The organism is Legionella sp. D16C41 (assembly GCF_048541585.1).
GTDB lineage: Bacteria > Pseudomonadota > Gammaproteobacteria > Legionellales > Legionellaceae > Legionella_C.
The window spans coordinates 226,641-241,575 of sequence record NZ_CP183303.1 but is presented as its reverse complement, the minus strand read 5'-3'; the positions used below and the strand labels follow the sequence as shown (position 1 = coordinate 241,575).

Sequence of the window (14,935 nt, the reverse complement as noted above, 5' to 3'; positions counted from 1 at the left end):
AGTTTTCTCCAGAATTACTTATTGCTGGCAAAGTATAATGAGTAGCAAATTAACTGTCTGTCCCTTATAAATACGGACAAAATATCATACCTTCTACTAAATTTTATATTATATAATTCGGAAGCGAGCATACTCACTTTATTTAGCTTTGGTTTTAAAAATAGTGATACATAACACTAAACAGTAATTATAAGCAGCTAAGATTAGATTTTATAAAGCAGAACATAAGTACAGCATACGCTCTATTTCAACCCAGGCAGAAAACTCTGTGCGTTGTTTAATTCGTAGTAAGTAGGTTTCAACAGTTCGCGGTGAGAGCTCAAGGCATTTTGCGATTTGTTTGTAGGTCGCTCCTTGCAGCAGTAATCTGAGGCAGGCTAACTCTTGAACTGTAATATAGGTCAGTTTATTTTTTCCTTTAACCTGTATTCTACCGTGTGTCAAACAGATAGTTTTATAATTTGTATCTCGATAAGCTTCAGGCAACTGTATAGCATCTTTATTTAAAAGGTGGATTAAATCTTTATTTTGTAATTCAAAATCAAAAATAAACTGATCAATAGCCTTAAATTTATTAAGATAAAATGCTCCCGGATTTGGATGCTCATACGGAAGGGCCACAGCAATCATATCGTAATAGTTTTTGTTGCGTCTAACTAAAGTAAGACCGTTATGCAAATTATACTTTTCTCGTGCAATTTGCACAGGGATAGAAGGTAATTCTTCATCCCAAAAAAACCAATAAGACTGAATTTGCTCATGCTGCTCGGTAAACGACGAAAAAACAACCGGCTTATTTTCAATTTGCTGCAAATATTCGAATAATCCAGTTTCATTGCTTAAGCAATTAATAGATCCATCAGCAAAACATCGTAAATATTGAAAATAGTTAAACCCAAAGGTACTTAGGAAATGATTACTTACTTCAGAAACTTTATTTTTTAATAAAAATATTGAATGATTTAAATCAATTTTTAAGGCCATTGAATAAATTAGGGTACAGCATAAGTTAATGATAACAAGCTTACATTAAGCACACAAGTTATAAAATATTTACTATGTGTTGGATAATAAAAAGGAGGAACATCCTTGTTTTATTGTTATCGAATTATATAGCCTTATTTTTCTTATTGATGATTATTTTTATTAATTAGCAGCTATATAAAATAGGTTAAAATTTTAACCTATATGAAAACTTCCTTGTTTTATTCTTATCTAGTAATTTTAATTTTTATTAACTTTTTTATTTTTATTAATTAGCTAAGCTTACTCAATAGATCTAAAATAATGCCAAGTTAAGGTAACTTTTATATTTCTTATTCTTACTGCTTTTATTATTATTTTTTACCTTATTTTTATAATTTATTACAGCTAGTTACCTTTAGCTAATGCTTTAATTATTTTTCTTATTATTAATTCTTTTTCTTATTATCGGTTGAGTAAACTTACTACATAAGCGGTCAATTACGCTTATGTAAGGTACCTCCCTGCATTATTGTTATTTTATAATTCAAATTTTACGTTATTTTCCTCAGCTTCTTGTTTATCCTTTTTAGCTTCTTTTACTACTACAAGTTGAGTAGGCTTTTTAAATAGAGTTTCAAATTGAGACTGAGTGATTGACACACCGTTCTTATTTACAGCTATAGGCTGCTTTACAGGCTCTAACAAACCATTAACCGTTACACCTCTATTATAAAGTCGTTTTATTACTTCCCATAGTTGATCATCATCAGGAAAACCTTGGCTCATGATTGATTTAATTTGGTTAAACACAGTACTATAAAAATTCTCATGAATAGTAATACCCAACTTTCTTGCTTTACTTAGCGTGGCTTCTTTCCATACTTCAAATGAGGTAACCGCTTGACCGTCTCCTAAAATTAGATCCCCATGATCATCTATTATCTTACTTACAGCCGATAATACGGCACGGCAATTACTTGCTAAATTCCCTGGCGGTAATAAAGTACCACGCATATCATTTGTACATATATACTTTTCACCTTTTAAATCGTAATAATTATAAATATCTTCAGATTTCGGTGATGTATCAACTAAGGTCACTTTATCCTTACTTATTTGGACAACATCAGACAGCTCAAATCCTTTAGCTGAATAAATTTCACTTTTTCTTACATCCCAGGTCATCATCTTATTATTTTTTATACACAATCCACGAATTAATACTCTATCCTCATCTTTTGAAGCAAAAAATTCAGCTTCTTCTAAGCGCAACACACAATCAAAATTATGCATTGGTAGCTCACGATCACCCTTTGGAATTATATGAATAACATTCGTTTTATCTTTAAAATCTCTAATTGCCCAAAAAGCACTTAATCCAGAAGCTACCATAGCCATTGGGCTTTCTGCCAACTCTTCAGCTGACTTCTTATAAGCATTACCAAAATGGTTTAATTTAATGCCTGGAATATCACATAATTTTCTTCCTGAATGGACAACATGATAATCATGATGCGGTATGATAACCTTATCCACTCCATTTATTTTAATTCTTAAACCATCTCTACATTCATTGACAGACTCGACCTCTTCTTCAATAACTTGTATACCAGCTTCTTTAAGTACTTCTCTTAATTTAACAATAACATCTTTAATCATTTTAAAAGTCAGCGGCTCTGTATCAGGGTAGTCAGGGAAAAGTCCTTCTGCAATACTTCGCATAGCTCTTGGTAAATAACGCTTTGGTTGACCCCAAGGTTGATTTGCCCAAAGTTGTTCATTAATACCCTCAACCCACATAGGAGAGCTTATTATAACTACTTGAACATCTTTCAATTTACTTGGTTGAGTCATTAAAATTTCCCAAGTTGCTGCTAAAGTTGCTGCTCCACCAACTAAGCAAAGTGATTTTACTTGTGGTTTTGCGGCCTTATGAGCAACTCCTTTCAAATTACCTTTTAAATCGTCTTTAACCGATGGTGAAATAGTCAAGCTTCCTTTTAATTTCTGCATCATTATATTAAACGAACTTATTTCACTATCTTTCTTGCTAATCACGGTCTGACTGCGTCCTATAAATACTTCCGATTTAGAACGTACTTTTAATGTCTCTTTCACCGTTGTTAGCTTAGCTACATTATTATTTCTAGAATCCTTTTTTTCTGTCTTATTTAAATTAGAAAAAGAAGAACTCCTATTTGGGCCTAAATTTCTAGCTTGTTTTTCTTTTAATTTATTTTCAGCTGATGTCAATTTTATTTTATTTTTTGACATCAGACTTAATAACGTTTTCACTATTATTCTCTGCCTTCAATTTTTATTAATTTTTTAATAAATATTGTTCTTGTTATAAGCAAAGAGTAACAATTTGTTATTAACGTAAAATTTCTTTACCTTTAATTTTATTTATATCTTTAAAAAAAAATTTATAGATAACTTAATTAAAAAATGTAAATTAAATACCATAGACCTATTGAATTTTTTACCAATTTAGTGCAAAATACTTGATCAAAATGATCAATTTTAAATAAAAATGTTTATATAAAATGGCTATACAGACACCGATCAATACAATTAATATGCTCGATTTCACTTCTTTCATAAAAAAAATTTGCCAACCATTATTTAAAATGACTGGTATAAGCCATTTTAGCTACATAGAAGCTGATGAAGAAGGAAATTATTTTTGGCTAGGAAGCCATGCTGAATTTTTACAGCATTGTATTTTACGCCAACTTGTTAAAGATATACCAATAAATATTTTAAAAACCTATCCTAAGAAAGGTTTTTATCTTGTTGATATTTATCCTAATAAACAAAATAGTGCTGTCATATTTAAGCTATTAAAGGACTTTAATTTTGGCCATCCTTTTCGAATTTTAGAGGTTTTAAATAATAAAGATAAAGCATTAAAGTTTTATGGTTTTGATGCAGATTTGAATAATAATGATATAAATCATAGTTATTTAAATAATCTTAATTTATTATCTAAATTTACTATTTATTTTGATAAACAATTAGAAATTATTCGGCCATTTATAACTAAATTAACAGTTTCAAATCGCCACGAATTTGCACAAAGGATTAGCACCGCTTTTATTAGTAAACCTATGCCTGTCTTTACCTCTCTTAATCAAGATAAAACACGACAGCATGCACATTTAACTTTTAGAGAAAAAGAGATCTTATGGTGGCATATTAGAGGAAAAACCTCACAAGAAACAGCAGCAATCCTTGGCATTTCAAAACGTACAGTAGAAAGACATTTTGAAAATCTTCGAGAAAAGTATGATTGCAAGTCAAAAAGCCAGCTAATTTTTAAACTAGCCGAAGATTATTAAAGCTTAAAAATTAGTAATTTATGTATTGTTACTAGATATGATTTATTTAGTTTCTAACTTAGGGCTCAATAGCTGATTTAAATACTCAATTTAGCTATTTAAATTACCCATATTATCATAGTTTCCATTAAGTAAACTTACTGAAATAACTTTTGATTTCTACAGCTAGAGGAAAATAGATATGCTATTTGCTCTATAATTTTACATTATAGAAAAGTTTCTGAATAATGAAGGAGCCAGTTTTGCGAATAGGTATCTTAGGGGCGATGCTTGAAGAAGTATCAGCCATCAAAGAATTAATTCAGGTCGACGGCGAAACCTTTATAGCAAGGAGAAAGTTTATTGAAGGAAAATTTAAGAGCAATGATGTGATTTTAACTTTTTCTCGTTGGGGCAAAGTGGCCGCCGCTACGACCGCAACGGTTCTTATTAATAAATATCATATAGATTCATTACTTTTTATTGGTGTTGCAGGGGCTGTACATAGTACTTTAAATATTGGTGATCTAGTTATAGGAAGTGGATTATATCAGCACGATATGGATGCCAGGCCTTTTTTTGCTCAATTTCAAATTCCTCTGACCAACAATATAATTTTTAGGACAAATACTAAGGAAATTAATAATGCAACCCTCGCTGCTAACCGATTTATCAATAAAATTAGCTCCGTAATAAGTCGTGAAACACTCACTAAGCACTGCATTCTTAACCCTCAAGTTCATATTGGGATTATTGCCTCTGGTGATAAGTTTATAAATAATCCTAAAGAGCATCAAAACCTATGTCTCTCTGATGAAGGGCAAACTACCTTAGCCGTTGAAATGGAAGGCGCTGCGGTTGCTCAGGTTTGCAATGAACATGCTATACCCTATCTTGTTGTCCGTACAATTTCTGATAAGGCAGACCATACAGCCGTAAGTGACTATCAATCTTTTATTCAAAATATAGCAAGCCCTTATTTAGCAGGATTTGTTGCAGAATATTTAGAAATAATAAAATGAAACTAATTTAAAAACTTAATGTTCAATTAATTTAATTTTAAATATACTCCACTATCTATCACTTATTTTAAAACGTTGTTTATTCTTTATGATCAAAATATCCTTTGGGCAGGCACTCTTATTATTAATTGAGCAATATCAAGATAAATCACTTTCTAATACCATTAAAGAAATCTATCTTACGGGAGTAACGTCTAAAGAAGAGTTTATAAAATTAATAACCTTATTTAAGGAATGTAAGTTAGATGAACACTACGAAATCTCGATTGACCCAAATACAATTAATGAAGACTCAACTAGACGTTATTTTGAAACTCATTTAGCCTTTGAAACCTTACAGACTACTTTAAATCTACTCAACTTAGCTGATATTACATATTATTGTGATGCATTATATGCTCTACTTCCTACTACTGAACAAGTGAAATTCGATGATTATTTAACAGCGAGAGTCCCTGCTAAAGGCAATCCTATTGCAGAAGAGTACATGGATGCTTTTTCTAAATTAGAGTCTACTAAAAGCTATAGCTATTTTTCTGATGATCAAAAATTAAAGTTAGCTTTAATCTTTAAATGTGCGTGGTTGTCTTTCTTTCTAGTAAAGTTGCCTGACATGCCACTTAATGTATATGAGGTAGGTTTTTTTGCTGAACAAAAACGTGGGCGAGTAATAAAGTATCTTAAAGCTTCTGCAAAAACACACGGGCCTCAATTTGCCTTAGGTTCTTATTCCAATCACTTTGGATTAATGAAGAGCTATATGCCTGTACCCAGCAATGATGTGATTTTTACAAAAAAAGGATTTTCTTTTATTAGACCACCAGATAGAGTTAATTTTGATTTAAAAGCAGCATGGCCCAAAAAAAATTTCTCAACACTTGTTCATCCTTTTTCTTGCTATATTTCAGGAACAATGTTATCGCAGATCCGTTGTTTAAAAAAGGCACAGGAAAAGAATCAATTGCCTTTTAATACATTAGAAAAATTTACCACCTTTTTAAAATGCTTTACTTCTAGTCTACTCTTTAATAGCGGCGGCCATAGCTACAATGAGTTTTTAGCCGTATTAAAAATTCGTAAGGTTATAAAAGGGTTTGACTTTATTAATAATTTTCACAAAATAAATGCAGCCTCTTTACTACTTAATGGTAATGAAGAGGCCTTTAATCGCGCTTTAGCTGACACAGCTATCTATGCAAAGACCATAGTAAAGAAACAGCAAGTACATGCTGACCTGCTAAACAACAGACAAAGCTTACGTCTTTAGTATACGCCTAGTAAACTTTTCATTGAAATTTTATCACCAAGCTCTTTGAAAAATTTCATGCGCTTATTTAATAAACTACCTGCTTTATACACTAAATAGACAGTATAACGAGGCGGATTTTTGGGAAAATGCATTTGGATAATCGTACCCTTTTCTAAGTATGGCTCAACATACGATTTTGGGAGACAAGCCACCCCATAGCCTCCTGCAACTAAATCAATTAATACATTAAAGTCAGTAAACGTAAGATAAGGTTCAATAAATTGAAAGGTATCAAAGGTTGCATCAATGTATTTTTTGATGAAAGGCATATCATTATTGTAAGCAAGCCAGCGTAAAGAATTAAGACTATTAATAAATGTAGCTGTACTTGTTGGATCTAAATAGTTTTTCCACCGCTCAGTACCTACAAATACGAGTTCATCATCAAATAATTTAATAAATTTCAAATTTGGATAATCAAATTTTAAGGAAGTAATGCCGAAATCTATTAAATTATCTCGTAATGAATCAATAACCTCTTGGTTATTATTTATATAATTTACTCTAAGCTTAATTTCATGCTCAAGACATACACCTATTTTAGGGGTAAGTATTTTTTGCGCAAATTCATTAATACAGCCTATTTTAATAATACCTTGCCTGGTATTGGTATATTTTGAGAAGCCATCTAAAGCACCTCGTAACTTATAAAACGGCTCAGAAATTAAAGCAGCTAATTTTTTAGCAGCAAATGTAGGCTTAACGTACTTACCTTCACGCGTAAAAAGTGGCTTACCAAGATAAATCTCTAAATTTTTTATCTGGGTTGAAACAGCAGCCTGCGTAATATTTAATTTCTTACCTGCTTTAGAGAATGAACCAAGCTCATAAGCAAATAAGAACGACTCTAGATTGTTGTAAAACTTCATCTCGGTTACCTATTAAGTCTGAAAAGATTGATTTTTTTTCAATCAAGTCGGGATTGTAATTAATTTGAACAAAAATTAATATGGGTAATTTTACCCATATTTTGAATATAAAAAATTTTATAGGAGGGAAAACTTAAATTTTAGGCTTAAAAGAAAATTCAGTATCTTCTAAGGGTAATATATTTGCCACTTTTTCAACCTTTCCTAGTTGGGTCATATCTCTATGAATATAGAAAAAAGGTAGTTTCGTATCAGTAGTAGTCGTTTTAACACATTGAATATCATCTTTTAAAATAAAATTAGCAAATCTAGCATAAAAATCTTTACTCATTTGATGAAAAAAGCTTTTTTCCTGCGTTGACAATCGTTGCAAGGTTTCTTTTGAATATAAAGGATAGGCTTCATAGAGGAGGTGCTCATCAAAGTGCATATTTAGGCCAGTTAGTGTTGTGCCTTTTTTAAGGGTGGTAATTTCTGCATTTATTTTTCTTTGTTGTAATTCTTTAAGTTGCTTTTCTAAATAAGACGGGCTATGTGGTTTATTAGTAAATGACTGGCTAAAAAACCGATTAGATGAACCTTTAGGCGCGCCTTTAAACGCAATATTACCAACTATAGGAGTCAATAGCTTAAGCATAATTCTTTCCCTTGCTAATTGATTAGAGTATTGATTTAACCAGAAGCACGTTATATACCTCTCATCATTAAATTGACTGGATTTATACATTTGTAAAAAACCAATTTTTCAAAAGTGAGAGGTATAGATAACACTATGACAAATAAATGTTCAAGTATTTTTTTAAATTTGTTTAATATGATTTATCTTTAATTAGACTTTAATTTTAAATAGCCTACAGTTATTGCAGCTTAAAAATTTTACTTAAATAAATTTCTAGCTTATCCCAACGAGGTGGAATACTGCGAAAGCCAATAAAGCGATCTGGACGAATCAAATAGAGGCACGCGCCACTTGCACCATAACGCTTATGGATTTTATTATCTTCATCAAAAATGACTTTGACATTATAAGGAAACTTAGACTTATAATTCTCTTCTTTGACAATTAAATATAAATTTATCCAAGCGCCATAACTTTGCTCAATATTTTGCATAATAACATTAATCGCTTGCGTCATTTCAGGCCACAAGGGTCTGTTAGCTAAGAATATAAATAACCCATGCTTTCCTGCCAATCCGTCTTTAAACAACCATTGTGGTGTATCAGTTTTAGTAAATTTAGCTGCAAAAACGTCAGGTGCTCTTTGACCAAGACTTAAGCCTTTACCAAAGTTAACCCAAGCTTGTAAATCAGGTTCTGCTTGCGCTTGATGTGATGTAAAAGGCCGATGAAATGGTAGGCCTATAGATTCAGCAGTAATTGAACTTTTCGTTATACGAACAGTAGATTGTGATAATAAACCACCAAAATAACGCGTTACAGGTGCTAGCCGCATCATAAGGCCAGTCACATGGTCACGGTATTCTCGTGAAATCAAACCAGTCATTGCAAATGATTTTTCATTTAAATCTGATAGCAATTTTGCTGATTTTAAAGTTTGAGTTTGTTCTACACTATAACTATCAAGTAAACTATCAGCTGCAAAGCCTTGACATTGCAGAGCTAGCTTCCAGCCTAGATTGCGAGCATCCATAAGACCTGAATTCATCCCTAGCGAGGTTAGCGGGCTAACTTGATGTGCGGCATCCCCACATAAAATAACTCGTCCTTTTCTACGATTTTTAATTACTTGCAAATAAGTATGAAAATGAGAAAGCCAACGGGGATTTGTTAGTTTTCCAGCAATAGGCGATAGTTCATCAAAATAATGTTGCAATTCTAGCAGTGTAGGTTGCTGACCTATCTCATAAGTCTTAGTTTTTGGTAGTGAAACAAGAATACCCCAACGATTATCGGGTAAGCTTCCTACAGAAGCAAAGCCATTTTTTGCCAAAAAAAGATACCAATGTTTAGGATTAAAATCGCCCTTAAGAGCTACATCTGCCACCAGATAATGAGAAGGATATTTTTTACCTTGATCAATCGCAAACTGAGCTTGTTGTTGGACTAAACTATGCGCGCCATCACAGCCAATAAGATAAGAGCAATTAATCAGTTCTGCTTGATTACTCTTTTGTATATTAGCTTGAATACTTTCACCTTGCTCTAGCAAACCTTTTAATTCAGTATTCCATTCAACCTGAGCACTTAATTGGTTTAATAATTGCTCTTGAAAACGCTCAATATAATTTTGCCCTATTAGAAAGTATCCGGGATACTTCGACTCAATCCCGCTCCAAGGCGTATGGGCAGCCATTTTACCCTCGGCATAAACTACTAACGCTTGCGTTGCATTACCAACTTTAATAAACGGTGTGGCATAATCAAAATCATCAAAACCTTCTAGAGCAATTGAGGACAGTGCTGTTGCTTTAATAACTTGCGAGGTTTGTGCTTTTTTATCGATAATCCGAAAATTAATCTTTTGCCGCGCTAACTCTAATCCCAACATTAAACCGGTTGGTCCAGCACCTACGATAAGCACATCAATTACTGATGCCATAACTTAGCCTTAGTAAAAACCTATGCTTATAATTTTAGTTCAATTAACCTATAACGTTAGCCGTGCTCGCGGTGAGAATTAAGAAATTTTCGCATAATATAAGTCGTATAACCTTTAAAATTCTTAGGAAGTGTAGCAACAACGACAAAGCCTAGTTTTTCATAAAATGGTTTTGCTTGAAATTCAGCAGTGTCTAATTGAATAAATTCACAATGATAAGTGCGCGCTACTTCTTCTAACTTCATAAATAACTTACGGCCTAAACCTTTCTTACGTTCAAGCTCCTGTACCCAAGCCATTTGCACCATGCATACCTTTTCAAAGATTTCTCCTTTAATTCCAGCAATAATATCATTTTGATCATTTGTGAGATAAATGGTAAAGGGTTTAAAGGCAAATGGTCCTATTTGTGATTCATTAAATTTCCTTAGAGAAGTGCCAATCTTTTTTGCCGTATCACTAACCTCTTCTAACGCAAACGCTACTCTTATATTCATTTAATTTATTTTGTAATAGAGTTCTTAAAAGCTAATTCTAAATGATTTCTCTTAATTTATTAATTAAAGAGCAAATGCAATTAACCCTCGTAAATATCATGTATTTTACAAGCAAATTTGCATTAATTTTGCTCATTAATTGTATCAAGGTCTATAGTTAAATAAAGACGATTTTATGAGCCTAAAAGTATGAAAGATCGTGAGCCAGTAGAACTTAGTGACCGCCAAGATATCATATTAATTAAAAAGTTAGAGGAAGCACGCCATTATTTAGAAACCCACCTTACTTTGGGGCCTGGGTACAAACCAATGCAAATTCAAGTCCTTGATTTAGCTTTAGAAGTTATGCAAGGAGAAAGCAGTGTAACAGACTTAGAGCGAATGTATAAAACACATGATTTAAGCAAGAGAAGAAATAAAGATTATCCGCAAGAAACAAACTATATTGACCTTGTGCGAAAGGCAATTAAATTTAAAAAACAAAGCGTTAACTCGCAGGAAGAAATTAAACGTTTGATCCAAGAAAAAGTTGCGTTAAGCAATGAAGTCATTCGTCAAGAATTAATTAGAAAAACTGAGACTCACTTAAACAATATTAAAGGTTCTAATAAAAAGCATGAAGATAAAAGAGAAGTATTAAAGAAAGCGCTAGAAGTCCTTGAAAGAAAGGCAACCAGCAAAGACTTAGCAGAAGCAATGAAGAAGCATCCTAGTTATGACAAAGCATTTTTTAGTAGTGATACTAAAGCCTTGGTTGATGAAATTATAATAAACAGTACAAGATTAGGATTTCACTCCCTTCCTAGCCATGAAGACCCAAGCGGGCCTTCCTTTTCTAGTGAAGGCCCACGTTAACCCTAGTTTTTTAGAAGTGATTTATAAGACAGCACTCACAATTAAAATTATTGGAAGAAATCGCTTAAGAGCATCATTTGAGAATTTTTATGAATGTTAACTGTGGCTCTTAGCTAATCTATTGTAAATTACAATGGCAAAAACTATAGGTTATCTTTATTAGGTCTCTTATAGCGTTTAATTAATTTAGCCAACCTATTTGTTAAACACAATAAGGTTGGCATACGTTATTTTTATAATAAAGTCTTTACATATGAAATGCAGATTGTTCTACTTCATCAGTGAGATAATCTTTCCTAATTTTTTCTAAATCTGCTTTAAAGAGCTCACCTTTAGTTTTAAATAAATCAAGAGGTGATTTATCTGTTAGTTTATAAACTGCACCAATAATGGCAAGGCCTGGTAGAATGCCTGTTATTAATGTTGCTGCGATAATAGCAATACCGGCAAGAAAACGTTTAGTCGATATATCCTTATTGCTTTGTATAATTTCCATATTGGTAAAGCGTTTACCGGGTTCTTTTTCATTTAAGAAATCAAAATAATTTTTTATTGTAGTTAGTTTTTGTTCTGGACTATTTAATATAGTAAGAAGCTGTTCAATAATTAAATGTATTTCTTGATTCTTTTTAGATAACTGCGTTTGATACTTTTGTGTTGCTTGCAGAAGTTTTTCAATAATTAATCTACACTCTTCTTGGTTATTAGGAGATTTATCTGTTTGTGTAGGAATATCTGTTTCTTCTTTTATTGTTTCGTGAGCTAACTCGGTAACTTCAGGAACCTCGGGCTCTACTAGTAAAGTTGTACCTTGATTTATCACTGTTGTTTGGTTATTGATATTACTTGCTTTATTATCGATTCCTACTTGATCTACTGTTTGGCTATTAGGAGATTTATCTGTTTGTGTAGGAATATCTATTTCTTCTTTTATTGTTTCGTGAGCTAACTCGGTAACTTCAGGAATCTCTGGCTCTACTATTAAAGTTGTACCTTGATTTATCACTGTTGTTTGGTTATTGATATTACTTGCTTTATTATCGATTCCTACTTGATCTACTGTCGGAACTATAGCCTTTATAAGTTCTATTTTTTTCTGGCTAGCTAATTGACTATTGTCACGCTTATAAACGTCTTGATTCTTCTCTACACTAAGCGCTTGTCCTTGATAAACCTCTTTAGTTAAAGCACATTGCTTTCTAAATTCACTACTAATATTTTGCGCAACATGTGTGGCTGCTTTAGAACCACCGTGTCCATCATACACTCCAAGCAAAAACGATGGGGTATTTTTTGTTATGGTTTGCACGGTTACACTAACATTGTCTTTAGAGCCATTAGCTAAAGCTTTTTGTACCAAAGCCTTAGCAATTTCTGCTTCAGTTTTAGCTTCTGTAATACTTTCGTTTAGAGCAGCTATTAAAAAAGCTTCATGGCCAACTTTACTTTCTTCACTAGCACCATCGGTAAAACCATCACAAGTGGTAATAATCTGTATTTTTTCAATTGCTTCAGGACTTATATTAAATGTTTCAGCGAGCGCTTTAATACTGTTAATATCAATGGTGGCTTCTGAACTAACACCGCTTTCTTTTAAATACTTATCGCCAATAGCTCTTGAAATGGCAAGGGTTCCACCTACTCTATTAAAAATTACAAATCCACCAGCCTTTTCAATACGGAGTTTTTCTTTAGGATCTGTTGGTTTATGAGTAACTGAATTTAAGCGAACAACGCCCAAAAGCTTACCGTTATCATGGTAAATCGCTGCAAACGAGGCAGCGTCTGCTAAAGTTGCTGTAATTAAATTATCTTTACCATCGTAAATAGTCGTTGATGCGGTAGTACCATCCTCAAAGTCTTCTTTTAAGACTTGCTCATCTAGCATTCGGTAAGTTGTCCATAACCGCTTACCAATCTCTTCAGGCGCTAAACCATCTAGCGTTTCATCTAATGTTTCCCAAGCTAAGGCATCTTCTTGCTGAGAGCGATATCTGCTATTTTGAGTTTCAAAATAGCCAAAAGGTTGTTCACTATCTTGATAGATTACATCTTCTTGAACTTGAAACAATTCAGGCGTTTTTGGATAAGAAATAATTTTTGGCATGAGTTATTATTCTAATAAAAAAATGAACATAACTTTACCATAAGAGTCTTTAAATTAACAAGAAATATGCCTTAAACTTTTCAGGGCACCAGCGCTTCTTAGATTATATCTGTTTAGAATTAATTTTTATCAAAAAAAATGTTTTATCTACTAATTAATATAAAATAAACGCCTATTTATTGACTTAATAAAAAACATGTCTTGTTCGGAAAATATAGTTAAGGCTTTACTTAAACGAAAGGAGATACCACAGAAGGCCGCCTCAAATAATAAATTGCTGGACTCTACTTTATTTAAAAAGATACCCAACATCCCTTTTAACTTAGTTGAATTATGTGACGCAACCGCACGTATTACCAAAATGTTATTAGGACTTGGCGCTGAAAATAATTGGGAAGACATACAAAGAAATAAAGGACGTTCTATGGCCGCTGGACTTTATAGAAGTAACTGGCTGTATTTAAGTCGAACTGATCATGGCCGCACTGAAAAGCCACCTAAATGCGAACAAAAACAAAATTGGGAGGCAGCCATTCAAGAAGGTCAACAAACCTTCTTTTATTATCCACCAAAATTGGAGTCTAAAAATAATAAAAGTATCATTGAAAGAAATGCAGCAGCAGCTGTATTAAGCTTAACAGGTTCTTGTGATCAACATGCTTATGTCTTAGCTACCTTACTAAGAGCAATTCTACCTCTAGGTACACCAATCCATCTTTGCGGCTTAAAAATGTTTGGTAAGAATATTCATCATACTTTTGTGGTAGTAGGCTTTCTTAATTCTAAAAAATACTTACCCCTAAATACGCTTCCTATACATTCTTTATTAGTTGCTGATGCTTGGCCAACTATAGGTGGCGCTGTGCCTTTAGCAGATTTTTTTATCTGTGAAGGGCAAATTAATGATGGAGTTTTACTTATTGATAAATCTTATTTAGCTGATGGCAAAGATTATTTAATTAAAAGGATACGTAAGCAAAAAATTTTACTAGATATGGCTAAGTCAGAATTTTCAAATTTATCTACAAAGCCTAGTGATTATTTATCAACTGTGACTTACAACACCCTTCAAGAACAAGCAGATTATCCAAAATTAATCAAAAGAAATAAATATCTTGCAAAGTTTTCTGACTATGATGAGCTATTTTTAGTACCCACTATTTCAGAAAAATACAAAATGCCTGTGAGAAGCCAGCAAGCTTATGACTATATTTGTGAAAACTATCCCCACAAAGACTTTAAACGCTGCCTAGAATATGTTCAAGAACAGGTAAAAAAAGTAATTGAAAACGACAAGGATATTGAAGGGGATTTTACTATGCGATTAAATGCAGGTTGGTAGGTAATTTATTTTGCAATTAAATAAGCCAGACTAATATCTATCTCATTGGAAGCTTATTCCCCTTTGTTTGAAATAGTAATGGTATTT

Annotated in this window: 12 protein-coding genes; 5 read left to right on the top strand and 7 right to left on the bottom strand. The window is 32.5% G+C overall.

Going from position 1 to position 14,935, the window contains the following annotated elements:
* Window positions 1-210: 210 nt before the first annotated feature.
* Window positions 211-984, bottom strand: a complete 774-nt coding sequence (locus tag ACNVED_RS01095; protein WP_419419933.1) for a helix-turn-helix domain-containing protein — start codon at window positions 982-984, stop codon at window positions 211-213.
* 519 nt (window positions 985-1,503) lie between these two features.
* On the bottom strand, window positions 1,504-3,240 hold the full coding sequence (locus ACNVED_RS01090) for a hypothetical protein (protein WP_419419932.1): 1,737 nt from the start codon (window positions 3,238-3,240) through the stop codon (window positions 1,504-1,506).
* 272 nt (window positions 3,241-3,512) lie between these two features.
* Here ACNVED_RS01090 and ACNVED_RS01085 point away from each other — a divergent pair, with 272 nt between their 5' ends.
* The 3 genes from ACNVED_RS01085 to ACNVED_RS01075 all read left to right on the top strand — a co-directional run bounded on the left by ACNVED_RS01085 (window position 3,513) and on the right by ACNVED_RS01075 (window position 6,575).
* A complete protein-coding gene (locus ACNVED_RS01085; RefSeq protein ID WP_419419931.1) occupies window positions 3,513-4,307 on the top strand; it encodes a helix-turn-helix transcriptional regulator in 795 nt (264 codons plus the stop codon).
* Window positions 4,308-4,549: 242 nt separating this feature from the next.
* Window positions 4,550-5,308, top strand: coding sequence for a 5'-methylthioadenosine/adenosylhomocysteine nucleosidase (locus ACNVED_RS01080; RefSeq protein WP_419419930.1), 759 nt, complete (start codon window positions 4,550-4,552; stop codon window positions 5,306-5,308).
* 88 nt (window positions 5,309-5,396) lie between these two features.
* Entirely contained in the window at window positions 5,397-6,575 is a 1,179-nt protein-coding gene (locus ACNVED_RS01075; protein WP_419419929.1) for a hypothetical protein, read from the top strand.
* On the opposite strand, the gene ACNVED_RS01070 is transcribed toward ACNVED_RS01075, so the two are convergent.
* From ACNVED_RS01070 to ACNVED_RS01055, 4 genes are all read right to left on the bottom strand, one after another.
* On the bottom strand, window positions 6,572-7,486 hold the full coding sequence (locus ACNVED_RS01070; RefSeq protein ID WP_419419928.1) for a LysR family transcriptional regulator: 915 nt from the start codon (window positions 7,484-7,486) through the stop codon (window positions 6,572-6,574). The genes ACNVED_RS01075 and ACNVED_RS01070 overlap by 4 nt on opposite strands.
* Window positions 7,487-7,619: 133 nt before the next feature.
* Window positions 7,620-8,123 (bottom strand): hypothetical protein, encoded by a 504-nt coding sequence (locus ACNVED_RS01065; protein WP_419419927.1) that lies wholly within the window; start codon window positions 8,121-8,123, stop codon window positions 7,620-7,622.
* 220 nt (window positions 8,124-8,343) lie between these two features.
* Complete coding sequence (locus ACNVED_RS01060) at window positions 8,344-10,047, bottom strand: FAD-dependent monooxygenase (RefSeq protein WP_419419926.1); 1,704 nt, start codon at window positions 10,045-10,047, stop codon at window positions 8,344-8,346.
* A gap of 56 nt (window positions 10,048-10,103) precedes the next feature.
* Window positions 10,104-10,544 carry a GNAT family N-acetyltransferase gene (locus tag ACNVED_RS01055; protein ID WP_419419925.1) on the bottom strand — a complete coding sequence of 147 codons (441 nt, stop codon included), beginning with the start codon at window positions 10,542-10,544 and terminating at the stop codon, window positions 10,104-10,106.
* A 189-nt stretch (window positions 10,545-10,733) separates the two neighbouring features.
* On the opposite strand from ACNVED_RS01055, the gene ACNVED_RS01050 reads away from it, so the two are divergent.
* Window positions 10,734-11,399 carry a hypothetical protein gene (locus ACNVED_RS01050; RefSeq protein ID WP_419419924.1) on the top strand — a complete coding sequence of 222 codons (666 nt, stop codon included), beginning with the start codon at window positions 10,734-10,736 and terminating at the stop codon, window positions 11,397-11,399.
* Between the two features lie 247 nt (window positions 11,400-11,646).
* Here ACNVED_RS01050 and ACNVED_RS01045 read toward each other — a convergent pair whose 3' ends face one another.
* A complete protein-coding gene (locus tag ACNVED_RS01045; protein WP_419419923.1) occupies window positions 11,647-13,506 on the bottom strand; it encodes a PP2C family serine/threonine-protein phosphatase in 1,860 nt (619 codons plus the stop codon).
* Between the two features lie 196 nt (window positions 13,507-13,702).
* On the opposite strand from ACNVED_RS01045, the gene ACNVED_RS01040 reads away from it, so the two are divergent.
* Entirely contained in the window at window positions 13,703-14,848 is a 1,146-nt protein-coding gene (locus ACNVED_RS01040; protein ID WP_419419922.1) for a hypothetical protein, read from the top strand.
* Window positions 14,849-14,935 lie beyond the last annotated feature (87 nt).

Excerpts from the sequence above, each read along its gene's own strand:
- ACNVED_RS01095 (WP_419419933.1), bottom strand. The coding sequence starts at position 984 with ATGGCCTTAAAAATTGATTTAAATCATTCAATATTTTTATTAAAAAAT.
- ACNVED_RS01090 (WP_419419932.1), bottom strand. The coding sequence starts at position 3,240 with ATGTCAAAAAATAAAATAAAATTGACATCAGCTGAAAATAAATTAAAA.
- ACNVED_RS01085 (WP_419419931.1), top strand. The coding sequence starts at position 3,513 with ATGGCTATACAGACACCGATCAATACAATTAATATGCTCGATTTCACT.
- ACNVED_RS01075 (WP_419419929.1), top strand. The coding sequence starts at position 5,397 with ATGATCAAAATATCCTTTGGGCAGGCACTCTTATTATTAATTGAGCAA.
- ACNVED_RS01070 (WP_419419928.1), bottom strand. The coding sequence starts at position 7,486 with ATGAAGTTTTACAACAATCTAGAGTCGTTCTTATTTGCTTATGAGCTT.
- ACNVED_RS01065 (WP_419419927.1), bottom strand. The coding sequence starts at position 8,123 with ATGCTTAAGCTATTGACTCCTATAGTTGGTAATATTGCGTTTAAAGGC.
- ACNVED_RS01060 (WP_419419926.1), bottom strand. The coding sequence starts at position 10,047 with ATGGCATCAGTAATTGATGTGCTTATCGTAGGTGCTGGACCAACCGGT.
- ACNVED_RS01055 (WP_419419925.1), bottom strand. The coding sequence starts at position 10,544 with ATGAATATAAGAGTAGCGTTTGCGTTAGAAGAGGTTAGTGATACGGCA.
- ACNVED_RS01050 (WP_419419924.1), top strand. The coding sequence starts at position 10,734 with ATGAAAGATCGTGAGCCAGTAGAACTTAGTGACCGCCAAGATATCATA.
- ACNVED_RS01045 (WP_419419923.1), bottom strand. The coding sequence starts at position 13,506 with ATGCCAAAAATTATTTCTTATCCAAAAACGCCTGAATTGTTTCAAGTT.
- ACNVED_RS01040 (WP_419419922.1), top strand. The coding sequence starts at position 13,703 with ATGTCTTGTTCGGAAAATATAGTTAAGGCTTTACTTAAACGAAAGGAG.